This is a genomic window from Nitrosopumilus sp. b3, from assembly GCF_014078525.1.
GTDB lineage: Archaea > Thermoproteota > Nitrososphaeria > Nitrososphaerales > Nitrosopumilaceae > Nitrosopumilus.
Map to the genome: position 1 here is coordinate 440379 of NZ_MU078696.1, position 25975 is coordinate 466353.

Genomic DNA, 25975 nt, shown 5'->3' on the forward strand with positions numbered 1-25975 from the left:
ATGAGTGATTTTACTCCTACAATACCAATATCATTGCAAATACGAAAAATAATTTTTGAAAAATACAATGATCCTGATGGCAAATTTACTAACGATGAAATTTTTGAAATTATAAAAAAAAATGGTGATCTTGATCCTTCTTGGATTATAGATGATACTGAATCTTTTTTTAACGAAATCTGTGATTCTGGTCTTGTCAGAAACATTGCACAGAACTTTACAACGATATGGATGAAATTATTTGATCCAATTGAGAAACTTCATTGCAATTCTTGTAATCATGATATCTATCTTGGCCCATCAGAAGAAAGAATATGTCCAAACACTTCTTGTAAATCTTCTATTTAGATCTGTATTTTTTAGCCGCATCTTCCAACGCTTTAATCATTGGTAGTTTTTCTCCTGTGAGGTAAAGCACTAGTGCTCCACCTGCAGTACTAACATGATTAATTTTTTCTGCTAGCCCGAGTCTTTTAAGAACAGATGTCAAGTGACCGCCACTCACAATTGTGGTTGCCATGGAGTTAGCAACTGAATCAAGTAATGCTTTTGTTCCAAAACTGAAATTTTCTTTTTCAAAATATCCTGCCGGTCCGCTAATAAAGACAGTACCAGCACCTGCAATTAATTTTGAATAATATTCGATTGTTTTGGGGCCCAAATCATAAATTTTATCAGTTTTTGCAATTTCTCTTACATCCATCTCTACTCTTGCTCCATCTTTGTCAATTGCAATATCAACAGGTGTTGCAAATACATCTGGATATTCTCCAATCAAAGCATGAGCTTTTGCTACTACCTCGTCCTCTCTTTTAATTCCGAGAGGTGATTTGATTCTGGCTTGTGCACGCATGAACACATTGGCAATCAAACCTGTCAATAACACATGATCTGCACGCCCATTTTGAATTAATAGCCTAATTGCTTCTAGTCTATCTGGAACTTTGGAGCCACCTAGGACAATAACATGTGGGGCCTTGGCTACAGTCATTATTTCGTCGAGGTTTCTAACTTCCCTCTCTACAATTCTTCCTGCACAAGCAGGTATTACCTGTGGGAATCCAACAATTGATGGGTGTGATCTGTGTGCACTAGGAAATGAATCTAAAACACACAGATCAAAGAATTTTGATAATCGTGAAACCATTATTGTATTTGCAGCGTTTTCTGGTGTGAACTCATAATTTTCTTCTGCACATAACCTTAGATTGTCTAAAAGTAAAATGTCTCCATCTTCTAAATTTTTAATTGCGTCTTGAGCTGCTTCGCCAATAGTATCTTCAACATATTTAATTTCCCTATTCATTAATTTCTCAAGAACTTTTGCGTGTTTGTCCATTCCGGTATAATCATTATTGCCAACCCTTCCTTGATGTGATGCCACAACTACTTTGGATTCTTTTAGTGCTTGTAAAGTCCCAATTGCCTCTTCAATTCTTTTGGTACCTGAAATTTCCATGGTGTCTGGATCTATTGGACAATTCATATCAACTCTTACAAAAACAGTCATTCCTTTTAGATCAAAATCATCTAGTGTGAGTACCTTCACGCCCTTTCTATTATCCACTTGGTTAAATTCTTTGAGCCGATCATTTATTTTCACTAATGATATTTACAAACCGTGATTGATACTTTCAAAACTTATCTACTGACAAAAATTAAAAACTACCAGCTTGAGGTTTAATTAATTGAAAAACTGGATTTTTGATATTAGGTCCCGCTCCTTTGTTTTACTGACTGGATTATTTCTTGTTCTAACTTCCTTGGTTTATTCTGGAGTCACTGAAACTTTTGATCAAAGCATTGTTTTATTTTTCTCACAAAATATTGGGAATCCTACAATTGACATCTTTATGCAATATGTAACAGAAAGCGGCGATGTTTTCAATATGCTAATATTTGGAATTATTGTTTTAATCATCCCGAAAACTAGACGAGTAGGAATTACTCTTATGATTTTAATTGTAATCGCAACACTCCTTACGGGTTATATCAAATGTGGGGTGGATAGAGATAGGCCTGATTTTGAGTATGAGGGGGTTGATTTTCCTGTAACAATCAGCCGTGATACTTTTGCATTATTCTGTGAGGGTGGATTTGATGCATCATACCCATCAGGCCATGCTGCAAGATCAATGATTTTTGCAATAATTTTGGGATATGCTCTCTCAGAGAGATTCCCCCGTGGAGCATATCTGATGTTCTTATATCCTACAATGATATCTCTGAGCAGAATTTATGTTCTACAACATTATCCAATGGATGTCATTGGTGGTACTGTAATTGGAATAATGCTTGCAGGAGTAATGGCAAAACGCACAAAACTTTACAAACTTTTTGAGAAATCAAAAACCTAAATCAGTTAATGCAGAATTACTTATCAAAACTATTGCATAATGTTCATCATCATGATGATATGTCCAATACCTGACATCTCTAATTTCATTTTTTTGTCTGAGACCGTGAGTAACTCCCGTTGTTACAGAGTATCCTATCCTTTTAGCTAATTTAGTTTCTTTTGGCATAAGGACTCTGAATCCTTCTCTTCTTTCTCTGAATCCTAGATTTATCATATCCTCAACTGCATCTAAAGCATCTTTTTCATTTTTTAGATCATATGTCTTTGATACTGGCAAATCTTTTGGATGAAAATCCATACACTTCTTAAAACCTATTGACTAATATTTTTTAAAAAATGATTTTTGCGATCAAAGTTAGTTAATTTTCTTAACAGGTAAGTCAAATCCTGATTATATTAACAACTTAACCGATTCTTTTTCTTTGATTGTATCATTGGCATCATTAGAAAAATTAGTTCTTCAATTAAGAAAAAAGAAACAGGAAGCATCAAAACTTAGACAAAAAGCTGAACAAGAATTCAAACAAGTTCGTTCTGCTGAAAAACGATCTTCGTCTGGTTTAACAACAATTGATAAAAAAATTGAATCAGAACGAGAGGATGTATCTGACGTATCAACTGTACTCACACAAAAAAACTCACAACTAGAGAGTATTGAAAGATTAGTAGCCGTTGCTCAGGAAAAACTAATCCGTGAAAAAGAGGCCATAGAACAAGCCCAGCAAGAAATAGAATTTGCTGAAAATCCAGAAGAAAAAGAGAATGCTGAGGGTAGATTACGCTCATTAAAGACACATGTGGAAGAATTAGAGTCCGAAATAAAAAACAGGCAAAAAACTGCCAAAAAGATTTCAGACGACGTTTCAAATTATTCTGATGTTAAATCAAAAATAGATTCAAAAATTAAAAAACAAACAAAATCAAAACCAACATTACGTGAAACAATTACTCAAAGTCGAAAGGCTGCTCAAAAACTAGAAAAAGAATTAGAAAAAAGAATAAAAACTGAAGAATCTGCTAAAAATTCATTAGAAAAAGCTTCTTCAAAACTACGGGTACTTTTAGCAAATAAACGTAAATCTTCCAAAAAGAAACCATCTAGAAAAATTGCAGCAAAGAAAAAGGTAGCAAAAAGAAAACCAGCTAGAAAAACTGCAGCAAAGAAAAAGGTAGCAAAAAGAAAACCAGCTAGAAAAACTGCAGCAAAGAAAAAGGTAGCAAAAAGAAAACCAGCTAGAAAAACTGCAGCAAAGAAAAAGGTAGCAAAAAGAAAACCAGCTAGAAAAACTGCAGCAAAGAAAAAGGTAGCAAAAAGAAAACCAGTAAAGAAATCTAAGCGATAAATCTCATTATATTGTTTCTAGAAATAAAACATGTTGGCTCCATAAGATGATTGTGAAGAAACGTGGTCCAATAATTTCCATCATTGGACTGGGACTAATTGTTATCTCGCTTTCAGTTGCCTCTTCTATTGTTCCAAACAATATTTCCGAAATAAACAATTTTTCTAATTCCTTATTTGAAGAAATGTTTGATGAAATAACTGATGAAATTCAAATCATGCCTGGTGATTCAACTTATTTTTCCTATAGTATATTTTCATCAGATGTTCCATTATTATGGGGAATTAGAATAACTGATTATCACCCCAGTGATAAATTATCAATAAAAGTTTCAAATATTTTTGGAGATGATTATGGCGATTTTATTCAAAATGATCCTATTCTTTTTGAGATGCTAAACATCGCTCAATCTGACACATTAAATTTAGAAATTAAAAATATTGGAACAAGAAATGTTCATGTCACAGCAATGTTTTCTGAAGATCCAGATAATTTTGATCCTCTATCAAATTCAGACACTTCTATGAATACTGTACTAATTCTAGCCTTCTCTGGATTTTTATTAATTCTTGGAATAATTATTTCGGTAATCGGAACAACAGTAATACTAGTAGATTTGAAAAATAATCAAGGCAATAAAAGAAGTTATTGAGGATTTATTTCCATTTGACCAAACTTACCTTTGGTAAGTGATACCTCGCCTTTGAACTCATTTGTGTATCCATTAGTGATCACAACGGTGTCTCCAACATTAACTGCTTTAATGTCGTCACCCCATAACGTGAGTTTCATTTGGTCATCTTCAGTTTCACCGTTAGCTATAACTGCATCGCAGACATCAACTGTTCCTCCACTTTTTAGATTTACAGTCCTTGGGTCTCCTTTACTTTTAACTTCGGCGTTTACATTAACTCCACTGCGCATTTTCTTTGCTTGTGAAATTGGTATGAACTCTGTCATCTATTTTTGAATCAAATTAGCACGATTATAAGCTTTCTCAAAAATAATGAAATTTCAGATCAATTTTCTCTTTTGTCCTAATAGTAATTGAGAAATATTGGTCTATACACAAACTCATTGCAGAGGTATCGAAGCCCGGTCAACCGAGAGGGACTCAAGATCTTCATAATAGGAAATCCCTTCTCTCAGGAGTTCGTGGGTTCAAATCCCACCCTCTGCATTTTATTATGATTGAATAATTGATATTGAAAAATTAAGCAACAATTGCTTTTACTTTGGTTGTGGTATGTGTTGATATTTTTTTATGCATTTCTGCCAGTTCTTCGTCCTTGAAAGATAGATTGCATCTAAAACATTTCCAAACTAACTCGGACATATTTGGTTTAGGCACAAATTGCTTATAAAGATATTGCATGATTGATCCAATTTGTTACAAAACATTATCATTGTTTCAAAAATCTTGTAATTCTTTTAATTTTTTAGATCAGAATGATATTTTCTTCTGACTGAATGGTGATCCAAGGGTTTAGAAACAAAAAATGAGAAAGATTTCTTGAAAGAAGTTGGATATTTTTGAATTTTTTAGTGAATTTTCATATCTAGGAATTTTTCTTGTTTTGATTGGTGTTAATACTGCTCCAATATTGATGCCGCCTAGTTGGATAGTTTTGACATCCTTCTACCTTCTTGATCCAAGTTTGAATATTGTAATTCTTGCAATGGTTGGTGCAACAGGAGCTACACTTGGGAGATTCTTTCTTAAAAAAATTAGTGGATTATTTAGAAAATTTGTTGGAGAAGAACAGAAATCAAATCTTGATATTATTGGTGACTATCTAAATAGGAAAAAATATGGATACATTATTGCATCTTTTCTGTTTGGAGCCACGCCACTTCCAAGCAATATGCTGTTTATTGCATATGGATTAATGCGTGCAAAGAGTCTAAGTATCTATCTGGGATTTTGGTTTGGTAGAACCCTTTCATATATTGTCATGATTTATTTTGGTGATGCTGTTTTAAGACCCTTTTTTGAAATATTTGAAGATCGTCTCACAGGAATTTTATTGATTGATGGTGTAGGAATTGGTGCTATCATAGTTTTTGCATCTATAAATTGGACTGTCTTAATAACTCAGAAAAAATTAAAATTTGTCAAACCAAAAATTTGGAGAATCTAAATGAAAGTTCTTAATTCACTTGAAGACGAAGTCAAAAAAATAATCAAAAATGATCCTGCTCATGATTTTGAGCATATTATGCGAGTTTATAAAAATGCCAAAAAAATATGTAAAAAAGAAAGAGCAAATGAGAAACTAGTTTTGAGTGCTGCTTTATTACATGATTTAGTATCTTATCCAAAATCTGACAAACGCTCAAAACTATCTTCAATTGAAAGTGCAAAAAAGTCACAAAGTATTTTAAAAAAATATAATTTTTCCCATGAAGAAATTATGATTATTTCTGATGCCATTCGAGATCATAGTTTTTCACAAAAAAAAATTCCTAATACTATAGAAGGAAAAATTCTCCAAGATGCTGATAGGTTAGATGCATTAGGTGCCATTGGAATTGCTAGAGTTTTTGCTACAAGTGGTTCACTAAAACGACCATTTTATGACATAGATGATCCTTTCTGCAAAAAAAGAAATCCAGATGATAATATATGGGCAGTTGATCATTTCTACAAAAAATTACTTACTCTAGAATCTCTGATGAATACAAAATCTGGAAAAGCAGAGGCAAAGAAGAGAACTGAAATTTTGAAGGAATTTTTAAAACAACTTAAAGATGAGATTTAGCCATAATCCACATATCTATCATATCTAGTTTCAACCTCTTTGTTTTCCCCTGTTTTTATCTTATCATATTCTTCATTTTTTCTATATTCGATGTATTTCATAATTTCTGAAAATTCTTCATCTTTAGGGTAAGAATCGAAAACTGGTTCTATTTTTTTTAAAAATTCTAATGTTTTATCTCTATATTCTTCTCTTGTTGGCTTTTTAATCCCCTTCATTCTGAACCATATGACTGCCCAACTAGAGCCTACAACATGTGGCAATAAATCAAATGCTCTTTGAATTTCAAATCGTTCGTCGTTTCTCATGATTCTTGAAGAAATCTTGAAGCAGATTTTGCAAAATATGTTACTATCATGTCTGCACCAGCTCTTTTGATTGAGTATAGGATTTCCTCTGTAATGTCCTTTTCATTAACATATCCTAATTGTGATGCTGCTTTTACTAATGCATATTCTCCAGATACACTGTATGCAGAAACTGGAATGTTGTATTTTCTTCGGGTCTCAGCAATTAAATCCAAATAAGATAATGCAGGTTTTATCATTACGATATCTACTCCTTCATTGATGTCTGTTTCTACTTCCATCATGGCTTCTCTTGCGTTTGTGTATGGAACTTGGTATGTTTTTCTATCGCCAAATTTTGGAGCACATTCTGCAGCATCTCTAAATGGTGAATAAAAATTTGAACGATGTTTAGCTGAATGTGACATTATTGACACATCTGTAAATCCTTCATCATCAAGTGCTTTTCTTATTGCGGCAACTTGACCATCCATCATTGCAGATGGTGATACTGTATCCACTCCTACCTTTGCTTGACTAACCGCAATTTTTGATAGAGTATCCAAACTAGTGTCATTATCAATTTTATCTCCTTGAATTATTCCACAATGACCTGTTGATGTAAACTGACATAGACATACATCTGCCATGATTACAACTTTATCTCCAAAATTTTCTCTAATCTTAGATATAGCTTTTTGAACTATCCCATTATCATCAAATGCAGAAGTCCCAGACTCGTCTTTTTGAGTTGGAATTCCAAAAAGCATGATTGCAGGAATTCCTAAATCGCTAATTATTTCTACCTCCTCATTTACCTCTTCTAAAGGCAGCCTTTCAATTTCTGTCATTGATTCTACTTTAACTCTGGTCTTAAGGTCTTCTTGAACAAATACTGGACAAATGAAATCTTTAGGTGACAGTGTAGTCTGCTGAATCAATTCTCTCATTTTTTCAGATGTTCTTAGCCTACGTAATCGTCTTGCTGGAAATGACATAATGAAATTCTTTATGGGTAAAATATAATCCTAGTCTGCCTGTTATTGTTTTTTATAGTCAAATAGCTTACTTGCCAATTCTAAAACGTCTGGTTTTCCTTGCTCAGATGCCCTCCTGATATTGTTCATTGGGGTTGATACGATACTTTCAACAACTGCTTTTGTCAACTCTTCAATAATCTTAATTTTTTTCTCATCTTTTTCATCAAGCATTTGTAGCGCTTTCTGTAATTCTTTTTCTCTTAGATTCTCTATGTTTTTGAATACATCTTTCACTAGTGGCTCTGCATCTAATCTTTTCATTGAGGCTTCTAATACACAAACTTCCTCACTAATTATATTTTCAACTGTTTTTACTTTGTTTAATCGTGCATTCATATTTTTCTCAACCATTTCTGCAATTTGATCTAGATTCATTAGCTTGATACCTCCAATCGTTGCAACTTTTTCATCAACTGTCCTTGGATTTGATAAATCTAAAATCATCATTCCGCCTTTTTTCTCTTTCATTGCATTAGAAATCCTTTCATTTGTTACAAGAAAATATGGTGCTGTTGTTGCCACAAACATTACGTCATATTTTCCAAAACCCGGTAGAACCTGTTCGAATTTAATTGGGTTTCCTCCCATTGTTTCACAAAATGATTCTGATCTTCCGAGTGTTCTACTGGTAACATCAAAAGCATATCCTCTTCTTTGTAATGACTTTGCAACAAGTGTAGATACTTCACCTGTACCAATTAGCAAAATTTTCTTTTCTTTTAATTCATCTATATTCTCTTCTGCAAGCTTTACTGCCATAGATCCTACTGATATTCCCCCAGCTCCGATACCGCTGGTGTTTCTAATTCTTGTACCTATTCGAATTGCTTTATCAAATAATTTATTGAGATGTTGCCCTGATGCTTTAACTTCTCTGGCAGAAGTGATAGAGTTTTTTATTTGACCTAGAATCTGTTCTTCACCTAATACCATTGAATCTAATCCTGATGTTAGTTTTAACAAATGATGAAGAGCCTCTTTGTTTTCTACACATTCGATATTTTCATCAAACGCTTCTTCTTCAAGTCCAGTAATTGTTGCCCATGTTTTCTTGATTTTATCTATATCATATGTTTTTGATTTCCCAAATAATTCGATTCTATTACATGTTTGAATTATTACACACTCATCTAATCCTGAATGCTTTTTGAACTGCTCATATGCACTTTCCATATTTTTTATTGTAAATTGTTCAAGAATGTGAATTGGTGAGTTACGAAAAGTAACACGTGCATTGATGATATTTTGCTTCATTTCCAATTCCTCAATATTGTAATTGCTCGCTTTTCAGCATCTTTTATCTGTCCGTCTTTTATTAACTGATCAATCTCATTATCATTGATGATTTTACGCAGGCACTCTCTTCTTTGAGTGTGTGAGGGGATAGTTTCCTTTGCAAATTTCCTTGCGATCTTTTGAATTCTAATCTGCGCAATGTCTTCTTTTGTAATTAATTCCTTGAGTGGCTTTTCTGTTTTGGCTTTAATTCTCTTTGACATTGCAGGGCTTTGACCTCCTGTAAATATTGCAATCTGGACCATGTTATCAAAATCAATTATTGCTGGATTGGAAAAATCACTCTCTTCGGGATTATCTGAACTATATACAATAATCTTTTTTCTTTTTGCAGCATTGATAATTTTCTGATTTATTTTTTTGTCGTTTGTTGTTGTGATAATCATATGTGGTTTAAATTCTGAAATAAATTTTGTATTTTGAATTTTTTGTTTTTTGAATTTGATTTTTTTGGCTTTTACTAATTTGTTTACTTTGATACTTGCCGAATCACTGATTACTAGTATATCACAATTTTGCTTTAATAGGGAATTGATTCTTTTTTCTGCCTCATTTCCTCCCCCGATGACGATTACCATCTTATTTTGAAGATTAAGATCAACTATCATCGATCAAAAGGACTGGAGTTTCTATTTATGTATTAAAAATCATGGAGTAAATTTCTAGCTACATTTTTAATTGAATGGTCAAAATATTGACTTGATGACTTCGATGGATGAATCTGATAAAGAACTCTTAAATGAAATTCAATGGACTTTTCCACTTGTTACAAGACCTTTTGATGCTATTGCTGAAAAATTTAACACTACCCCAGAACTCATCAAAGAACGTCTCAATCAGTTAAAAGAGATTGGTGTTCTAAGGCAACTAAGTGCAATTTTTGATACTAGGAAACTTGGATATACTAGTTCATTGGTTGCAATGGAAATTGAAGACGATAAACTAGAATATGTTGCTAGTCAAATTAATCGTCATCCTGGTGTTAGCCATAACTATGAGCGAGATCATCAATTTAATCTCTGGTTCACGTTAGCTGTTCCTCCAGGTGCTGATTTAAAAGATGAGCTTGAAAAATTCAATGTACTTTCTGGTATTAAAAAAGTTAGAATGCTTCCAACTTTACAATTATTCAAGATTGGAGTAAAACTTGACATGGTAGATGACAAAAAACATGAAGTTGCACCAACAGAAGAGAAAAAAGAAATCAAAAATATTAAATTTGTTCCCACTGAAGACGACAAAAATTTTATCCGTGAATTACAAAAAGATATGGAAATAATTGATGAACCTTTTGTAAAAGCTGCTAAGAATCTCGGAATTACTGAAAACGAGTTATTTGAAAAAATGAAATACTATGAAGAAATTGGTGTGATGAGAAGATTTGCAGCAATATTAAGACATAGGCAAGTTGGATTTACTGCAAATGGAATGATTGTTTGGAAAGTACCAGAAGATAGAATTTCAAAAGTTGGAGAAACTCTGGGATCATTTCCTCAGGTGAGTCATTGTTATGAACGACCTACATATGCTGACTGGCCATACAATGTATTTTCAATGATTCACTGTAAAACCCATGATGAGGCCAATGAAATGGCAAAAACAATTCAGGACCAAATACATGTTGATGATTATAAAATTCTCTTTAGTTCTCGTGAATTCAAAAAAACACGAGTTGAGTATTTTGTAGAGAACTCTTTTAGTTTGGAAGAGAAAGTTCCTGCTTCCTAAAACTCATTTTCGTCATGTCCGACAACATGAACGGTGCAAAAATATTGGTCATTCATATTACAATAGAAATCTGAATTCTTCCCACATGATATACATGGTGGTTTTTCATCCAATTCTGAGAGCTTTGTATGGTATATTTTACTTCTACTAGAGATGGCTGAATCCTTGTAAATTCTAGTCAGATTTGTATAATATTCTAGTTCTCCCGGATTTAATGGCTCTTCATTTTTGATTTTTTTTATAATTATTTTCCATTTTTTGTAATTGCCAATTTTGGCAAGTTTCATTCTCTCTATGACTTCTAAAGTTTTTTCTGAATCTATGGGAATGTCCATTTGATGCTTAATTTGCCTGAGGTGTTGCCTTTAATTCGTAAGATGGCCATGTGTTATACAATTCTTCAATCTCTTTCATGTCTGATGCTGAAATATATTCTCCTTTAGTCATATCAACATAATTTACAATCTCTTCTTCACTTACTACTGTGGGGAAAACTGATGCAAATCCTTTCTTTGTCATGATAAATTTCATTGCCAATTCTGTAATTGTTAATCCATTCCTTTCTGCAATAGGCCTTAGTTGTTCGACTTTTTCCAATGATGCTTTAATCCATTCTCCTTTTCTTACTGATCTATGATCTTTTTCATCAATTTTGGTCTCTGCATTTACTTTTCCTGTTAAAATTCCTGATGCTTCTGGAACTCTTACTAGAACCCCTACATTTCTCTCCTCTGCTTTTCTCATCAATTCATTTCCGGGTGTTTGTTCTAAAATGTTGTAAACTGTTTGAACTGCACTGACATTTGGCCTCTCCATTGCCTCTAGACCTTCCTGCGTCCATCCAATTGCAGGGCCTAAAGCAACTTGATATGTCTTAATTGATTCATCTTCGATGAAATTATCTAATACATTAAAAATTGAATCATCTCTGATATGTTTTAGTTTTGGATTGTGTAAACCATACATGTCTAAATGATCTGTTTGTAATCTTTCCAAACTATCTCTTAATGCCTTTCTAGTGAAATCCTCGTCAAATCTTTGTGGTAGTTCGCTGTGTCCAATTTGTTCAACTTCTGAAAAATCATACCCGTATTTTGTAGAAATTACAATTTCGTCTCTCATATCTTTGAAGACTTCGCCGATTAGTCTTTCACTTTTTCCTTTACCATACATGTCACCTGTTTCAAAAAAGTTAATTCCTAAATCATATGCCTTTTTGAGCATTCTTTTTGCTTCGCCTTCTTCGATTTTTTTACCCCACCAATCAAGTGCAATAGACCATGCACCAAATCCAAGTTCTGATACTTTGATGTCTGTTTTACCTAGTTTATTATATCTCAATTTTTATCTCCTCGAGTTTTGATTTTGATATTATATATTTCAAAACTATTTTTTCGTGTCTAATTTCATCATTTATGTTTATCCGAGATTTGCATGCGTGATATTTTGATTTTTGAGATGTTATTGACTTGTATTCTAACTCTATTTTTGAATAATTATCCTAAACTGGAAATCAATGGAACAAGATCTTTTTTAACACACACGATCATTGGAATGTCGTTTTTAACATATGTTGAAACTTGAGTTTCTCTTAAATCCATAATTAGATCCTGAAAATCTCTGATATTGTCTACTTCAAAGGCTAGCATAAAGTCCTCATCATGTATTCCAAAAGAATATGTTGTGTTTAGTACCACTTGAGGATATTTTTTGCTTACCTCTATATGCTCATCCATTATCTCTTGACGTTTTTCTTTTGGGAGTAGATACCATTCTCTAGTTTTTGTAAATGGATAAACAATGACGTGTTTTTTTGGATTATTTCCTGTTACAAATCCATGGGCTTTTTGTTCTTGAACATAAATTGATGGTCTCGTACATGACAAATATGTCATAGAAGGAAGGATGTATTTTCCAAAAACTGTTTTGTAAATTTTCTCAATCACTATTTGTATTTCCTCTACTGATTTTGCTGCAAACCAAAACAAAAAGTCTGCATCATCTCTTAATCCCAAATTTGAATATGATCTAAACATTATTCCTGAATTATTAATTACATTTTCAACTTCTTTTGCAGATTCTTCTTTTGCCAAATCTGCCATCCATCTCCATTTAGGGTCTACTTTGAAAAATGAGAAATTAAAATAATATTGATCATTATCTTCTGACATGATTTCTACAATTTTGAGACCCTATTTAAACAAAAACTAGATTCTCTATTCTAGAATCTCTATAATTTTATCTCGTGATTTATGACCTGATTTTATTTGAACTAATGAGTTTGATATGCCAAACTGTTTTGCAATTTTTTTGATTATCTCCTTGTTTGCTTCGCCTTTGAGTGGTTTTGTTTTAATTCCAATGTTAATTTGTTTGTCATTTATTTCTAAAAATTCTTTAGAGAACTCTACGTGTACTTTGTAAATCAATGTCTATAGAAAATATTTCTAGTTAAATCTAATTAGTTTGCGGTTCTTCTAAAACCCAATCATAACCTTCTGCTTCTAATTTATCTGCAAGAGATGCGTCACCTGTTTTCAAAACTTGGCCTCTTGCAAATACATGGACAAAATCAAGTTTGTCTAAGAATTTTAAAATTCTTGCATAGTGAGTAATTACAATCACTGTTGCATCTTTGCCTGAAACTTTACTAATTGCCTGTGCAACTGCCTGAACTGCATCAATATCTAATCCTGAATCTGGTTCATCTAAAATTGAAATCTTTGGTTTTAGTACTGCCATTTGCAATACTTCTGCACGCTTTTTCTCCCCCCCTGAGAATCCTTCATTTAGATATCTTGATAGGAATTCTTCTTTTAATCCAACTTTTTCTAAATTCTCTTTAAGGTATTTTTGAAATTCTCTAACTGTGATGAACACTTCCCTGTCGTCTCCCTCAAGTGCTTTACTCAATGAATTGTAAGCTGTTCTGAGAAAATGAGAAAATCCTACACCTGAAACTTCGGTTGGATATTGGAATCCCAAGAATAATCCTTTTTTGGCTCTTTCATCTGCTGATAATTCTAAAATGCTCTCACCATCTAACAAAATATCCCCCTTTGTTACTTCGTATTTTGGATGTGCAAGTAATGTGTAAGCTAGTGTACTTTTTCCAGAACCGTTTGGTCCCATAATGGCATGTACTTCTCCAGGCCCTGTCTTTAGATTGACTCCTTTGAGAATCTCTTTTCCTTCTCTTGAAACGTGGAGATCTTTAATTTCTAAAACTGCCATTATACGCATTCCTTTGTTTCTCTATATAATACCGACGAAATTTAGCTGATCCTAATGTGATTTTTAATAAAATGAAAAGAGGGGGGGGGGTTTAATATTTGGCCAGAGATGGTCTTAAAGTAATTTTGAGTTTGTAGCATGTTAGAATTTCTTTACATCTATTTCTGATAGTAACTTCTGTTACTCCTGCAATACTTGAAACGTCTCTTTGTAGAACGTTTTGCCCAAGTAATACAGATGCCACGTACAGATATGCTGCAGCAATTCCATTTGGAGCTTTTCCATCTGCAATACTGCTATCTTTAGTTTTTTCTGCAATTTCCAAGGCTAGTCTTTCAACTCTGACCTCAGTTTGTGTCATGTTGGCTATCTTTGAGATGTATTTGTCCATGGTTACAACTGGGGATGCTAAGTGTCCCATTTCCATTACCATGGTTCTGTAGTATCTTGCTGCAAGTTTTGTTTTTGACTTTACATCTTTTGCCGGACAAATTCCGCGACAAATTTCTTCCAATGATCTAACTACGTCACATTGTTTGCATGCCATGTAAATTGTAGCTGCAGTTATGCTAACTACTGATTTTCCCTTCACATCAACATGTCCATCCAAGTTTCTGTATATCATAGAAGCAGTTTCCAAAACATTTTTTGAAAGACTAAGACTATCGCATGTTTCTCCCATTTTTGTTAAAACATTTGCAAGTCGTCTCTCTTTTGGTGAGGAAACTCTTACTCTTTGTTGCCACTTTCTGAGATTGTGCATTTGGTTTACAACATCGCGGTTGATTGTTTTTCCGCTAAAGTCTTTTGCACTGATTGAAATCTCAGTAGTTATCCCCAAATCATGCTGGGAATAAGTTGTTTGTCCTGTAGCTCTTGCTAATTTCATTTTGTCTTCGAAATTTGAGCTAATAGTTTCTGGACCATAATCTGCTATCTGATCATCGACTACTACGCCGCAACCAGAACAGATGATTTCACCATTCTGCATGTCATCTACTAATGTAGATTTACATTCAGGACAGTTTTGTTTTTCTAGTATGTTCATTATTTTCTTCTCCTAAATTTTTTTGGTTTATTGACAGGAGATTGCTCTGTTGCGTAAACGCTTTTGCCAATGTATTTTTTGATACTGTTTGTTAATGGCGTTGCTGATGCAAATGGTCTACTTACCGGACCAATCATTTCGTTTACTTTTGCAACTCTAGTTCCCTTCTCGTCACAGAGTATCTGTCCTTCAACTAATTCTTTAGATAGTTGGATGATTACCCTGCCACTACCGGCTAGGTGCATTATTTCGCCTACCTCCTGCAATTAAAAATACTAATCATGATATTCTTATCATAGACTTCTGTCAACTTTACTTTAGCTAAGAGCTAGATTTGGTTTTATTTTGAGTGCTTACTTCTTTTTGATACGAGTTTTTCTGAAATCTTGTTAAGAATTTTTGTCTTTGAAGATTCTTTTGGTAATACGACATACCCTGACCTGACAAATGGTCTTTTTGGAAATCTAACTTTGTCATCAGACTCTGTGATTTTAAATCCCGCAGCAGTAGTTGCATCCATTAATTCTTTTAGCGAAGGATCAAAAACACATTTCTCTAATCCTAAACGTCTACCTTTTGATTTTTTTAAATTCTTATTAAAATAATCCAACCAGATTACGATGTGTTCGTAATCTTTCATTTTATTCCTTTAGTAAAATTGCGTTAACTATTCCGTTTTGTCCTGGTTTTGAAACAACTTTACATTTACCTTCTTGTGTTTCAAGAATTGCACCTTTTGTAATGATGCCTCTTCTTTTGTAATCATTGTTTGTTGCGTTATCTAATACTTTGAGAATTTTTGTTTTCTTTACTTTTGCATCTCCTGTTGCTAGATTGACAAAATCAATTGACTTCAATGCTGTTTTACTATTATTTCCTCGAACCCTTCTTGTAATGGTAATTTGAGCTCCTGTATTTGGTTCATTAGGATACCTATCAGTTTCATATTTTCTTCTAATTCTTAGTGGGTGTCTTCTACCTCCAGTAATTTTACTTGTAGCTAAGTTCTCTACGGATTTTCTCACAAAAACTTGTCTGAATTACTCTAATTTATACAAAACGCAAAAAATTAGCCATAATTACTTTTTTTAATTTACTTCTGTAACTATTTGTGGTGTGATGTTCGTTTTACTCATACTAGCTGTTTTTCTGACTTTGGAAAATAACCTCTGTTTAAGATCTTCCACATCTCCTTGAATTCCAAAGTATTTTTGGAATTTATCTGTTGTACTGTAAATTTTCAATCTTCCAACATTTTGATGGCTGATGTAATCTAACTGTCGAAGTTCTTTTAGATGTGAATATACACCAGACCCTCTTGTCTCTACAAGTTGTTTTGATGATATTGGTTGCATATATGCAATGTATGATAATGTCTTAAGTGTGGCATTTGGAAGAACCGGTTTTGATGCGTATCTTTTGACAGTTGAACTGTATTCTGGTTTAAGTTGCATGACATAAGATCCATCTGGTAGAATAACAATTTCCAATGCTTTGAAGGCAGTTTTTGTTTTTTTCATAATATTTTGAAGCAACTCTAGCGTTTTAGTCCTTGATTCCGTGCCTGAAGCTCTGATTATATCTTCTAATCTAAGTGGTCTACCTGCTGAGTACAAAGCCGCCTCAATTCTTGCAGTTGCTTCATCCATATTCTCAATTCTTGCCAATATCTACATCTCTTCTAAAATCTAGTTAAAGAAATCTTTTCTCCATTTTTGATCAATTTGTTAATTCTTCTTTTATCAAAATAATTTTGATATCGTCTTCTATTTGCTCAAGATCCACTTTTTGGTCCCTTGCTAAAAATAGCACTGCAAAGAAGCACCTAATTGAATCAACTTGATCCAGCTCTGAAATAATATCTTGTAGTATTCCAAACCCTGTTGATGAAATTTTTTTCATAACTAGATCTTCATATTTTCCTATTATGCTTTCTAGTGAAATAAAATATTCTTGAAAATCTGGTGCTACAATTGGCTCAATATCTACTTGTCTGTTTCTTCTGGATTGTGGGTTTGCTATAGTTCCAATTAAATTTTGAAGTAATCCCAATAAATCATCTAATGAAACTGGGTATGTGGATTCGTGTCTGTATGGAATATCTATTAATTCGATATCTACATCTGTCCTTTGATGCATAGGTTTTTTCTCCATTGCAGCTTTTTGTAATGCAAAAATACTTTCAACTTTCATTCTGTAAATTAATGATGATGATAACGCAGCCATTCCAGCTACTTTAAGATCCTTCTTGCCTGTTTTCTCCAGAATTTTTATTAATAAATTTAAAATTTGTATTAGATCAATCTCCCACACATCTTTTTTGGCAACAGATGATGGGCTAAACAGTATGTTTACTGGCTCCTGAGAAATGCTATTGGGAGTTTGGACCTCGCTCACGTGGTAATTTTCTAACCTATTCAATAATATCTAAGGGCTCTATTTTTTTCTCACTTCCAGTCAACTCTTATATTGTTCAGAAAAAAAATCACTTTGTGAAATCTGCTCGAATAATAGGCCCAAATGAACCCCTTGCAGTATCTGAATCTGAGACTCCCCAACCTCAAGGAAGTCAGGTTCTACTCAAAGTAAAATCTGTAGGTGTTTGTCATAGTGATTTACACTTGTGGGAAGGTGGATATGATCTAGGGGATGGTAATTTCATGAAAGTCACTGATAGAGGGGTTAAATATCCTGTAACTCCAGGCCATGAAATTGTTGGTACTGTTGAAGAAATTGGCGATGATGTATCTAACATATCTAAAGGTGAAGACGTTCTAGTTTTTCCGTGGATTGGATGTGGCGAATGTCCTGCATGTAAGGTAGGAAACGAAAATCTATGTGATACCCCAAAATCAATGGGTGTTTTTCAAGATGGTGGTTATTCTGATTATGCATTAATTCCAAATTACAAATATTTAGCTAAACTTGATGGTGTTAATCCTGATTCTGCAACTTCTCTTGCATGTTCTGGTCTTACTGCGTATAATGCTGTGAAAAAAGCAAATGAAAATTCACCTGAATTTTTACTAATTATTGGGGCAGGTGGATTAGGTCTGATGGCAATTCAAATCGCAAAGGCAATCACTAAAGCTAAAATTATTTGCATCGATAATGATGACAAAAAATTTGATACTGCAAAAAAAATGGGCGCAGACTTTGTTGTAAATACAAGTGTATCTGGTTCTTTGTCAAGCGGTGCTGGAAGCCCCGTTGATAAAATTATTTCTATATGTAATGGAAAAGGGGCTGACAGTATTATTGATTTTGTAAATGCACCCCAAACTGTAAGAACTGCTTTGGGTGTTGTTCGTAAAAGAGGAAACATTGTTTTGGTTGGATTATTTGGAGGATCTCTTGAAATATCTCTTGTAACAATTCCTTTAAAATCAATTGTAATTCAAGGTGCATACACTGGAAATTATACTGACATGGTGGAACTACTTGATCTTGCAAGAAAAGGAATCATTAATCCTATGATTTCAAAAAGATACACCCTTGATGAGGCAAATGCAGCATTAGGGGATCTAAAGGCAAGAAAAATAGTTGGTCGTGCTGTAATTAATCCGTAGGTTGAGAAATTCCTACAAAATCTTATAAAATAAAAAAAACGGATACTGATATTGGCAATTAAAATAAATTGTGAAATAGCACTAACTCATCTAAAAAATAAACAATTCATTACTGCCTACAATCTATTTCTTGATCAAGCTGAATCTCTAAAAAAATCTGAACATCTAAAATCTGCTTTATTGTATATGTTGGCATCTGAATGTAAGAAAAGACAAGGAAAAGATTTTGAAAATGAAATAAAAGAAGCAGGTAATTTGTTTGTAAAATATTCTAAATTGGAAAATTCTGAAAATGTGAAAGGTGCATTATTGTGTGCTTCAAAATGTTATTTGCTATTGGGTGAATTTGACAAAGCAAAAGATGTTTATCAAAAAGCAAAAATGATCATTCCTACAAACATTCAGGTTACAAGACCTATTGTAATTATTGATGATAGCAAATCCATAGCAATGAAATTACAAAGTTATATTGAAAAACTAGGTTACTCTGAAATTCATATTTTTGAAAATGGAAAAGATGCGGTGAAGGGGTGCAAAAAACTCTTTTCAGCAAATAAATTTCCTATAGTTCTACTTGATATGGGGTTGCCCGATCTTGAAGGAGATGTTGTAGCAACAAAATTACTAAAAGATAATTTACAATTACAAATTATAGTAATAACAGCTGATGAAAAAAATACCTCACGTGTAAATAAAACAATTAGTTCTGGCGTGTCTGCCTTTATTCAAAAACCATTTACTCTTGATGAACTCAAAAAATCTATTGAAATTGCAGAATCTGAATATAGTTTGTTACAATAGCAATAATGACATATTTAGAATATTTACATCTTTGATGTCTACTTCATTGATTCTATAATCTATCAATTCTTCAGAAAATTTTTCTACAATTTTTTGTGGCGTGTTTACTTTTTCAGAATTTAATTGAATGATTACTAGCATATTCCATTCGCCATGCATGTTTGCAACAAGAAGATAATTGTCTAACTTTGTAATGAAATCTTTGATAGAATCTTGAACTGCCTCAAGAGATTTTGAAGGTTTTAACTTCATCAATATTGTTTGATATTGATTTATTCCAGATACATCGGTAAGAACTGCTTTATATCCTTTAATTATTCCGCTTTTTTCTAGCCTTTCTATTCTCTTTCTGATTGTCCTGTCTGAAACATCATGTCCCGATTTTTTTAATTCTGATGCTATTTCTTTTGAAGGTGTTCTCGCATTTTCGTTGAGAATTTCTATAATTTTTTGATCAACTTTATCCAAATTCGACCATGTATCTTCACTCATATTGACCAAAAGTTCTAATGCCTTTTGAATATTTGCTTGAATCTATTTTACACAACATGTTTTTGGGATTTACTTACTCTTCTCGTATCCAACCTGATTTTAAAATCGATTGGTCTTTATCTTCCCCTACCCCTGTTGCAAATCTCCAAATAACCGGCAAATTCGTATTCATGCTTTCTTTGATTTTCAAAAGTGACTCCATTTCTGAATCAAGATTTTTATCTGCGTTTCCATATTCTTTACAAAACTTACATTTCCCATCAAGTGTAATTGGGTTTGATTCTATCAGTGGATATGCTCTACATGCCATAGGTCTGTCCTCATAAATTTTACAGGGAAATCCTCCATGTGGTGATTTGTTACCGCTAGTCGTATCAAGGAAAGGACATGTGTTTCCATTTTTTTCAATTCCCATCATTTGATAAGCTAGAACTTTTGTTGGGTTTGAATTTTTTATAGTTGAAACTCCGATTCTTGGAAGAATTTTGACTTGTGTTTTATTTAATTTTGAAATATTTTCAATCTTTTCTTTTTCCTCTGGTAAAATTAGAACCCCGATTTTTCCAAATTTCTTACTTGGATAATATTCTCTCTCTACACAACATTGTGAGCATTCCTCAATACATTTGAATTCCACATTTTTTTTAAATTGTATTGGATAAAATCTCTTGCGTAAGGTCGATTATTACTAATCAAAAACCCCACCAGTTATATGCTCAAATTGTTAAAATAGGTCATGGGAAAGCGCCAAGTAAAAAATGAAAGTGCACTAAAAGAAATTCGTCTTCCTGAAGAGGGTGAACTATTTGGTCGTGTATTGAAAATGATGGGCGGTGAAAATGTTATGGTGAAATGTGCAGACAACGTGACTCGGAGAGGAAGAATCAGAGGAAAACTAAAGAGGAGAGTTTGGATTAGAGATAATGATATAGTAATTATTGCCCCTTGGGATTTCAAAGAGGCTGATCGTGGTGATATCATTTGGAGATTTACCCTTCCACAAGTTGAATGGTTAAAAGATAACAATCACATTCCAAAAGATTTCTAGTTTTGTTACATAGTTTTACTCTGCTTAGTTAATATAGTGAATACATTACTTGAGTATCAAATGGAACAAGGCACCGTAAAGTGGTTTAACCGTACTAAGGGCTTTGGTTTTATCGAAAGAGAAGGTGGAGACGATCTGTTTGTTCACAAATCAGATGTTGACGGATTCATCAACGAAGGCGATAAAGTCGAGTTTGAAGTAGGCGAAGGTCAAAAAGGACCTGCAGCACAAAAAGTCAAAAAATCAGCATAGGCAATAAATTTTTTAATTTAAGATTTCATCTTTGTTTTCTTAAACCAGTCTATCTTTTTATTATTTTTAATTTCATTCTTAGAAAAATTTGTGGTCCCAAGCGAAGGAATTGAACCTTCGACAACCCGGTTTCTGTATGCCTGATATGCTGTTATTCGGTCAGCCATCTAAAGCCAACAACTACAGCCGGAAGCTCTACCAGGCTGAGCTAGCTTGGGACAAGAAAAACGAGGATCTCTGGTATTAAAAAACTATCGTAGATGATTTTTCTCTTTGATCGTTGTATGCATTATAAGCATAAATAGCGAGAAAAATTCCTGTATACCTATGTCTGAACTAGAGGTTTCTTATTCTGGTTATGTATGTGCTCCATATTTGCATACTCATGAATCTATAGAACTAAAGGAATCTTGGTTCAACTCAAAAAATATTGAAAAGTTATTTTTTGTAACAGGTACGTTTTCCACTGAAAGTAAACCGTATTTCTCTGATTTTACCAATCATTATCTTTTAGCAAAATTCAAAGACAGTGCAAAAATATCAAAGGATTTAGTAAAACACAATCAGGATAAAACTTCTTTTGTATTCAACATCCATGATGACTTATTTCGAAGGGAAGTAAATGGTGAAACAAATTTTGTGACTGTATATTATTTGGAATATGGTGAGGATGGTGAAGATTTCCAAGAAATTGCAAATCTTTTACTAAAAAGAGAAAAAATTGAAAAGGCAGGATTTGGAAATATGAATACATTTTGTGTCCGCCCCTCAAAATTCACCTTTCCATATTCTGAACATGTTGTAGTCATTGAAGTTGCAAGTGAAAAAAGCCATCAAAGTGTAAAGAAATATTGTGAACAAACAAGACGAGATGTTAACAGAAAAGGAATGACAATGACTAATTTGATGAGTCTGTCTATCCTTGATCAATTAAAGTAGAAAAGTTAAATATTCGACCAAAAACTGTTTTTCATGAGTAAACCTTCTGATCTTGGTTCTTTGAAAATAGGATCTTACATTCTATTACCACACACTGATCAACCAAGCGGTGAACCATGTAGAATTGTAGAATATGATACATCAAAGCCTGGAAAACACGGTGCTGCAAAAGCCCGAATTGTAGGTGAAGGAATTTTTGATGGTCAAAAAAGACCTCTTGTAGGCCCGGTCAGTATGCAAATTCATGTTCCAATGATTAACAAAAAAGTTGGTCAAATTATCTCAATTAATGGTGATACAGTTCAAGTAATGGATTCTGAAACATTTGAGACTATTGATGTTGGATTAATTGATGATGAGGTTAAAGGCAAATTGGAAAATGGGCAAAATGTTGAATACTGGGTCGTTATGGATAAAACTAAAATCATGCGCATCAAATCCTAAATCGGATGCTGATGATGAGCGGAAAAGCCGTCTGAATGTTGATGAGGATTATGAGTAATGAAGCATCCTTTTTCAACAAATCTCATAAGTTTGTTGAATGAAATATTTTTTAGATAATGAAATTAGCTTCTCTTTTTTCAGGTGGTAAAGATAGTACATATGCAATTCACCTCGCTCAAAAACAGGGACACGAAATAACATGCCTGTTGAGTATTTTTACAAAATCTGATGAAAGCCATTTACTACATCATCCAAACCTTCAATGGACAAAGTTACAATCCAAAACCATGAACATTCCACAGTTGACCATACATTCTGATTCGGATGATACTGATGATGAATTAATTTTGTTAGAAAAAATACTGCAAAAATCAATTGATCAATATCAAATTGAAGGCTTAGTTCATGGTGGAATAAAAAGTAATTTTCAAAAAGAAAAATTTGAAACTCTATGTACTAAATTTAATTTAATTTTGATATCCCCTTTGTGGGATTCAGAACCGGAAACATACATGAATGAATTGATTGACTCAAATTACAATTTTATCATTACATCTGTTTCTTCTGGTGGCTTAGATGATAGTTGGCTTGGCAAATCAATTTCAAAATCAGATATTATTTTCTTGAAGCAATTATCTGAAAAATTTGGATTCAACTTAAATTTTGAAGGTGGTGAAGCAGAAACATTTGTTATTAACTGCCCATTGTTTTCAAAACCGATCATTATTAAAGAATCTAGAAAAGAATGGGATGGTTATAGAGGAAGGTTTGAAATAGTGGATGCAGGGTTGAATTAACAATGCTTGATGGACTAAAGAATAGTTTAGGTGATGCAATCAAAAAAATTGTAAAATCTTCCGGTATTGATGAGGAACTAATCAAAGAACTCTCCAAAGATGTTCAAAGAGCACTATTACAATCAGATGTTAATGTGAGGCTAGTTTTAGAAATTACTAAACACCTTGAAGAAAGGGCATTAAATGAGACTCCTCCTCCTGGTCTTTCCAGAAAAGATCACATTGTCAAGATTCTCTATGATGAATTATCAAAATTACTAGGAAATGAATCTGAATTTGAGTTTAAACCTGGCAAACAAAATAAAATTATTTTACTTGGTATTCAAGGAAGTGGTAAAACTACTGTTGCAGCAAAACTTGCCAAGTTTTTGACCAGACAAGGGTACAAAGTTGGTGTAGTTGGGGCTGATACATACCGACCTGGTGCATTAGTTCAACTCAGAACAATGTGTGAAAAATCTGGGGTTGAAGTTTATGGTGAAGAAAATAACAAAGATTCTCCAAATATAGTGAAAAATGGATTAAAACATTATGAGGGTGAACCCTTAGACGTTATTCTAATTGATACTGCAGGCCGTCACAAAGAAGAGCAAGATTTGCTTGATGAGATGGATAGAATCAACAAAGTTGCAGATCCTGATTTGGCATTCCTTGTAATTGATGGAACAATTGGTCAACAATGTTTTAATCAGGCAGAGGCATTTCACAAAACTATTCCTGTTGGTGGTGTAATTATTACAAAATTGGATAGCTCAGCTAAAGGTGGAGGTGCACTTGCCGCATCAGCTGCAACTGGTGCACAAATCATGTACATTGGTACCGGTGAGAGAATTGATGATTTAGAAAAATTCTCTCCAACCCGATTTGTTGGAAGACTACTTGGAATGGGTGACATTCAAGCTGTTTTGGATTTAGCTAAACGATTAGAGGCTGAGGGTGATGATGTAAGAATGAAAAGAATCTCTAGTGGAAAAATGAACATGGAGGATTTTCTTTCTCAGTTAGAAGAAGTTAGCAAAATGGGTTCATTACAAGGAATTCTTGATAGCATGCCTGGACTCTCTGGAATGGTAAAAGGTGATCAAGTTGATCAAATGGAAGGTAGAGTTTCAAAATGGAGATACATAATTCAAAGTATGACTAAGGCTGAAAAAGCAGACCCTGAAGGACTACTTAATTCCTCTAGAATCAAAAGAATTGCTCGTGGATCTGGATGGCCAGAGGGTGAAGTAAAAGAACTAATAAAAAATTATAAAAATTCTAAAAGTATGATGAAGGCATCTAAAGGACGCCAAATGCAGGGTACTCTTAGAAAAATGGGATTAGGATAATATTTTAAATAAATTTTCTAGTATGTCTGAATATCAAAAAATAATCCCTATTGCAAATCAAATCTTAAAAAAATATCCTTTATGTGATAATTGTTTAGGTAGGTTATTCTCCAAAACATTGCGTTTATCCTCTAACAAACTTTTAGGTAAAAAACTAAATCAAAACTCTACAAAAAAATGCCATATATGTAAAAATCTATTTGAAAACTTAAATTATTTCTTAAAATTAATGCTTGATACCTCATCAAACTATTCTTTTGATACATTCAGTGTTGGAGTCATGATAAAACCATCTATTGTGGATAGGGATGATCTAATTCGCTCCCAGTACAAATTAAAAGGCATTGACAGTATAAAGACTGATGTTGCAAGAGAACTTGCAAAATCCTTTTCTAGAAAAACAAAAAAAAATATTGATACTCAAAATCCTGATGTAACATTTACAGTAAATCTAAAAGATGATTCCATAAACCTCTACTCAAAATCAATTACTTTTTCTGGAAGATATGTCAAAACTATGCGAGGCATTCCTCAGAAACAGAAATCATGTGAAAATTGCTCTGGAAAAGGATGTAGAATGTGTGATTTTCATGGAATTTCTGAATTTGAAAGTATTGAGGGTCAAATCTCAAAATTTCTTTTTGAAAAAATTGGTGGGACTACTGCTAAATTCACTTGGATTGGTGGTGAGGACAAATCTAGTTTAGTTTTGGGTACCGGTAGGCCCTTTTTTGTAAAACTTCAAAACCCTCTAAAACGAACCCTGAAATTAACTTCTTTTAAGACTGATTCTCTGAAAATCTCAAATCTGAAACTAGTTCATGAATCGCCAAAAAACCCTCTAAAATTCAATTCTTTAATCCAACTAAAAATTTCTACATACTCAGATGTTGATTCAAAAAGCCTAAAAAAATTAAAAATTCTTGAAAAACAACCCGTGGTAGTTTATGACAAATCTGGAAAACGTTCAGAGAAAAAAATATTTTTTATAAAATATAAAAAAAATTCTAAAAATACCTTTACTCTAACTTTGAAAACTCAGGGAGGCCTCCCAGTTAGGAGATTTATAGACGGTGATGATGTGACTCCTGGAATTTCTCAAATTCTTGATAATACATGCAAATGTAATGAATTTGATTTTAGTGATATTGAAGTAAAATGATAACAATTAACTACCTCTGAATATCGTAAAAAATATGCCACTT

General features: G+C 33.1%; 37 protein-coding genes and 2 tRNA genes. 17 read left to right on the forward strand and 22 right to left on the reverse strand.

Features of this window, described 5'->3' with window-relative positions:
• Nucleotides 1–348 (forward strand): hypothetical protein, encoded by a 348-nt coding sequence (locus C6990_RS08730; RefSeq protein ID WP_182130404.1) that lies wholly within the window; start codon nt 1–3, stop codon nt 346–348.
• On the opposite strand, the gene pgk is transcribed toward C6990_RS08730, so the two are convergent.
• Nucleotides 341–1549 carry a phosphoglycerate kinase gene (gene pgk, locus C6990_RS08735; RefSeq protein WP_255465359.1) on the reverse strand — a complete coding sequence of 403 codons (1209 nt, stop codon included), beginning with the start codon at nt 1547–1549 and terminating at the stop codon, nt 341–343. The two genes, C6990_RS08730 and pgk, sit on opposite strands and share 8 nt — an antisense overlap.
• 139 nt (nt 1550–1688) lie before the next feature.
• Between pgk and C6990_RS08740 the strand changes: the two genes are divergently transcribed.
• Nucleotides 1689–2357, forward strand: coding sequence for a phosphatase PAP2 family protein (locus C6990_RS08740; RefSeq protein WP_182130408.1), 669 nt, complete (start codon nt 1689–1691; stop codon nt 2355–2357).
• On the opposite strand, the gene C6990_RS08745 is transcribed toward C6990_RS08740, so the two are convergent.
• Nucleotides 2346–2657 (reverse strand): hypothetical protein, encoded by a 312-nt coding sequence (locus tag C6990_RS08745; RefSeq protein WP_182130410.1) that lies wholly within the window; start codon nt 2655–2657, stop codon nt 2346–2348. The two genes, C6990_RS08740 and C6990_RS08745, sit on opposite strands and share 12 nt — an antisense overlap.
• Nucleotides 2658–2793: 136 nt before the next feature.
• Between C6990_RS08745 and C6990_RS08750 the strand changes: the two genes are divergently transcribed.
• Nucleotides 2794–3702 carry a coiled-coil domain-containing protein gene (locus tag C6990_RS08750; protein ID WP_255465361.1) on the forward strand — a complete coding sequence of 303 codons (909 nt, stop codon included), beginning with the start codon at nt 2794–2796 and terminating at the stop codon, nt 3700–3702.
• Nucleotides 3703–3748: 46 nt separating this feature from the next.
• Nucleotides 3749–4354: a hypothetical protein gene (locus C6990_RS08755; RefSeq protein WP_342752475.1), complete on the forward strand. Its 606-nt coding sequence runs from the start codon at nt 3749–3751 to the stop codon at nt 4352–4354.
• Here C6990_RS08755 and C6990_RS08760 read toward each other — a convergent pair.
• A complete protein-coding gene (locus C6990_RS08760) occupies nt 4348–4662 on the reverse strand; it encodes a single stranded DNA-binding domain-containing protein (RefSeq protein WP_048117122.1) in 315 nt (104 codons plus the stop codon). The genes C6990_RS08755 and C6990_RS08760 overlap by 7 nt on opposite strands.
• Nucleotides 4663–4781: 119 nt before the next feature.
• On the opposite strand from C6990_RS08760, the gene C6990_RS08765 reads away from it, so the two are divergent.
• Nucleotides 4782–4882: transfer RNA gene (locus C6990_RS08765), tRNA-Leu, on the forward strand.
• Nucleotides 4883–4915: 33 nt separating this feature from the next.
• On the opposite strand, the gene C6990_RS10910 is transcribed toward C6990_RS08765, so the two are convergent.
• Nucleotides 4916–5038 carry a hypothetical protein gene (locus C6990_RS10910; protein ID WP_255465362.1) on the reverse strand — a complete coding sequence of 41 codons (123 nt, stop codon included), beginning with the start codon at nt 5036–5038 and terminating at the stop codon, nt 4916–4918.
• Between the two features lie 187 nt (nt 5039–5225).
• Between C6990_RS10910 and C6990_RS08770 the strand changes: the two genes are divergently transcribed.
• Together C6990_RS08770 and C6990_RS08775 are read left to right on the forward strand one after the other, a co-directional pair.
• Nucleotides 5226–5843 carry a hypothetical protein gene (locus C6990_RS08770; RefSeq protein WP_182130416.1) on the forward strand — a complete coding sequence of 206 codons (618 nt, stop codon included), beginning with the start codon at nt 5226–5228 and terminating at the stop codon, nt 5841–5843.
• Entirely contained in the window at nt 5844–6464 is a 621-nt protein-coding gene (locus C6990_RS08775; protein ID WP_182130419.1) for an HD domain-containing protein, read from the forward strand.
• Here C6990_RS08775 and C6990_RS08780 read toward each other — a convergent pair.
• The 4 genes from C6990_RS08780 to C6990_RS08795 are packed head-to-tail and all read right to left on the reverse strand — an operon-like array spanning nt 6461 to nt 9695.
• On the reverse strand, nt 6461–6772 hold the full coding sequence (locus tag C6990_RS08780; protein WP_182130421.1) for a hypothetical protein: 312 nt from the start codon (nt 6770–6772) through the stop codon (nt 6461–6463). The genes C6990_RS08775 and C6990_RS08780 overlap by 4 nt on opposite strands.
• Nucleotides 6769–7749 carry a porphobilinogen synthase gene (hemB, locus tag C6990_RS08785; RefSeq protein ID WP_182130423.1) on the reverse strand — a complete coding sequence of 327 codons (981 nt, stop codon included), beginning with the start codon at nt 7747–7749 and terminating at the stop codon, nt 6769–6771. Before hemB ends, C6990_RS08780 begins: the two co-directional genes overlap by 4 nt.
• Nucleotides 7750–7791: 42 nt before the next feature.
• A complete protein-coding gene (gene hemA, locus C6990_RS08790; protein ID WP_182130426.1) occupies nt 7792–9045 on the reverse strand; it encodes a glutamyl-tRNA reductase in 1254 nt (417 codons plus the stop codon).
• Nucleotides 9042–9695, reverse strand: a complete 654-nt coding sequence (locus C6990_RS08795) for a precorrin-2 dehydrogenase/sirohydrochlorin ferrochelatase family protein (RefSeq protein ID WP_182130428.1) — start codon at nt 9693–9695, stop codon at nt 9042–9044. The genes hemA and C6990_RS08795 overlap by 4 nt, the downstream gene beginning before the upstream one ends.
• Before the next feature lie 103 nt (nt 9696–9798).
• On the opposite strand from C6990_RS08795, the gene C6990_RS08800 reads away from it, so the two are divergent.
• Nucleotides 9799–10815, forward strand: coding sequence for a siroheme decarboxylase subunit alpha (locus C6990_RS08800; protein WP_182130695.1), 1017 nt, complete (start codon nt 9799–9801; stop codon nt 10813–10815).
• On the opposite strand, the gene C6990_RS08805 is transcribed toward C6990_RS08800, so the two are convergent.
• The 11 genes from C6990_RS08805 to C6990_RS08855 all read right to left on the reverse strand — a co-directional run bounded on the left by C6990_RS08805 (nt 10812) and on the right by C6990_RS08855 (nt 17494).
• Nucleotides 10812–11150 carry a hypothetical protein gene (locus tag C6990_RS08805; RefSeq protein WP_182130430.1) on the reverse strand — a complete coding sequence of 113 codons (339 nt, stop codon included), beginning with the start codon at nt 11148–11150 and terminating at the stop codon, nt 10812–10814. The genes C6990_RS08800 and C6990_RS08805 overlap by 4 nt on opposite strands.
• Nucleotides 11151–11157: 7 nt before the next feature.
• Nucleotides 11158–12156 carry an aldo/keto reductase gene (locus C6990_RS08810; RefSeq protein ID WP_182130432.1) on the reverse strand — a complete coding sequence of 333 codons (999 nt, stop codon included), beginning with the start codon at nt 12154–12156 and terminating at the stop codon, nt 11158–11160.
• A gap of 155 nt (nt 12157–12311) precedes the next feature.
• Nucleotides 12312–12986 (reverse strand): chlorite dismutase family protein, encoded by a 675-nt coding sequence (locus tag C6990_RS08815; protein WP_182130434.1) that lies wholly within the window; start codon nt 12984–12986, stop codon nt 12312–12314.
• Nucleotides 12987–13031: 45 nt separating this feature from the next.
• On the reverse strand, nt 13032–13244 hold the full coding sequence (locus tag C6990_RS08820) for a DUF167 domain-containing protein (protein ID WP_182130436.1): 213 nt from the start codon (nt 13242–13244) through the stop codon (nt 13032–13034).
• Nucleotides 13245–13272: 28 nt separating this feature from the next.
• A complete protein-coding gene (gene sufC, locus C6990_RS08825) occupies nt 13273–14049 on the reverse strand; it encodes a Fe-S cluster assembly ATPase SufC (protein ID WP_182130438.1) in 777 nt (258 codons plus the stop codon).
• A 91-nt stretch (nt 14050–14140) separates the two neighbouring features.
• Nucleotides 14141–15097, reverse strand: a complete 957-nt coding sequence (locus C6990_RS08830; RefSeq protein ID WP_182130440.1) for a transcription initiation factor IIB — start codon at nt 15095–15097, stop codon at nt 14141–14143.
• On the reverse strand, nt 15097–15363 hold the full coding sequence (locus tag C6990_RS08835; RefSeq protein WP_182130442.1) for an H/ACA ribonucleoprotein complex subunit GAR1: 267 nt from the start codon (nt 15361–15363) through the stop codon (nt 15097–15099). Before C6990_RS08835 ends, C6990_RS08830 begins: the two co-directional genes overlap by 1 nt.
• A gap of 74 nt (nt 15364–15437) precedes the next feature.
• The gene (locus tag C6990_RS08840) at nt 15438–15737 is read right to left on the reverse strand and encodes a signal recognition particle subunit SRP19/SEC65 family protein (protein ID WP_182130444.1); all 300 of its coding nucleotides are present in this window, start codon (nt 15735–15737) and stop codon (nt 15438–15440) included.
• A 1-nt stretch (nt 15738) separates the two neighbouring features.
• A complete protein-coding gene (locus C6990_RS08845) occupies nt 15739–16122 on the reverse strand; it encodes a 30S ribosomal protein S8e (RefSeq protein ID WP_182130446.1) in 384 nt (127 codons plus the stop codon).
• 63 nt (nt 16123–16185) lie between these two features.
• Nucleotides 16186–16764: an SMC-Scp complex subunit ScpB gene (locus tag C6990_RS08850; RefSeq protein ID WP_182130448.1), complete on the reverse strand. Its 579-nt coding sequence runs from the start codon at nt 16762–16764 to the stop codon at nt 16186–16188.
• Nucleotides 16765–16816: 52 nt separating this feature from the next.
• Nucleotides 16817–17494, reverse strand: coding sequence for a chromosome segregation protein ScpA (locus C6990_RS08855; RefSeq protein WP_182130450.1), 678 nt, complete (start codon nt 17492–17494; stop codon nt 16817–16819).
• A gap of 95 nt (nt 17495–17589) precedes the next feature.
• On the opposite strand from C6990_RS08855, the gene C6990_RS08860 reads away from it, so the two are divergent.
• Nucleotides 17590–18666, forward strand: coding sequence for an alcohol dehydrogenase (locus tag C6990_RS08860; RefSeq protein WP_182130452.1), 1077 nt, complete (start codon nt 17590–17592; stop codon nt 18664–18666).
• 51 nt (nt 18667–18717) lie between these two features.
• Nucleotides 18718–19467 (forward strand): response regulator, encoded by a 750-nt coding sequence (locus tag C6990_RS08865; protein WP_182130454.1) that lies wholly within the window; start codon nt 18718–18720, stop codon nt 19465–19467.
• On the opposite strand, the gene C6990_RS08870 is transcribed toward C6990_RS08865, so the two are convergent.
• Both C6990_RS08870 and C6990_RS08875 read right to left on the reverse strand, forming a co-directional pair.
• Nucleotides 19459–19959: an Lrp/AsnC family transcriptional regulator gene (locus C6990_RS08870; protein ID WP_182130456.1), complete on the reverse strand. Its 501-nt coding sequence runs from the start codon at nt 19957–19959 to the stop codon at nt 19459–19461. The genes C6990_RS08865 and C6990_RS08870 overlap by 9 nt on opposite strands.
• A 73-nt stretch (nt 19960–20032) precedes the next feature.
• Nucleotides 20033–20596, reverse strand: a complete 564-nt coding sequence (locus C6990_RS08875) for a YkgJ family cysteine cluster protein (RefSeq protein ID WP_182130458.1) — start codon at nt 20594–20596, stop codon at nt 20033–20035.
• 99 nt (nt 20597–20695) lie between these two features.
• Between C6990_RS08875 and C6990_RS08880 the strand changes: the two genes are divergently transcribed.
• Together C6990_RS08880 and C6990_RS08885 are read left to right on the forward strand one after the other, a co-directional pair.
• Nucleotides 20696–21007, forward strand: coding sequence for a translation initiation factor eIF-1A (locus C6990_RS08880; protein ID WP_182130460.1), 312 nt, complete (start codon nt 20696–20698; stop codon nt 21005–21007).
• Nucleotides 21008–21067: 60 nt separating this feature from the next.
• Entirely contained in the window at nt 21068–21259 is a 192-nt protein-coding gene (locus tag C6990_RS08885) for a cold-shock protein (protein ID WP_048117026.1), read from the forward strand.
• A gap of 91 nt (nt 21260–21350) precedes the next feature.
• On the opposite strand, the gene C6990_RS08890 is transcribed toward C6990_RS08885, so the two are convergent.
• Nucleotides 21351–21477: transfer RNA gene (locus C6990_RS08890), tRNA-Tyr, on the reverse strand.
• A gap of 109 nt (nt 21478–21586) precedes the next feature.
• Here C6990_RS08890 and C6990_RS08895 point away from each other — a divergent pair.
• The 5 genes from C6990_RS08895 (at nt 21587) to C6990_RS08915 (ending at nt 25932) form a co-directional block, all read left to right on the forward strand.
• Nucleotides 21587–22198, forward strand: a complete 612-nt coding sequence (locus C6990_RS08895; RefSeq protein ID WP_182130462.1) for a hypothetical protein — start codon at nt 21587–21589, stop codon at nt 22196–22198.
• A gap of 33 nt (nt 22199–22231) precedes the next feature.
• A complete protein-coding gene (locus C6990_RS08900) occupies nt 22232–22642 on the forward strand; it encodes a translation initiation factor IF-5A (protein WP_182130464.1) in 411 nt (136 codons plus the stop codon).
• Nucleotides 22643–22758: 116 nt separating this feature from the next.
• Nucleotides 22759–23439, forward strand: coding sequence for a diphthine--ammonia ligase (locus C6990_RS08905; RefSeq protein ID WP_182130466.1), 681 nt, complete (start codon nt 22759–22761; stop codon nt 23437–23439).
• A 2-nt stretch (nt 23440–23441) separates the two neighbouring features.
• Complete coding sequence (locus tag C6990_RS08910) at nt 23442–24770, forward strand: signal recognition particle receptor subunit alpha (RefSeq protein WP_182130468.1); 1329 nt, start codon at nt 23442–23444, stop codon at nt 24768–24770.
• Nucleotides 24771–24792: 22 nt separating this feature from the next.
• Nucleotides 24793–25932, forward strand: a complete 1140-nt coding sequence (locus tag C6990_RS08915; protein WP_182130470.1) for a tRNA pseudouridine(54/55) synthase Pus10 — start codon at nt 24793–24795, stop codon at nt 25930–25932.
• The last annotated feature ends 43 nt before the right edge of the window (nt 25933–25975 follow it).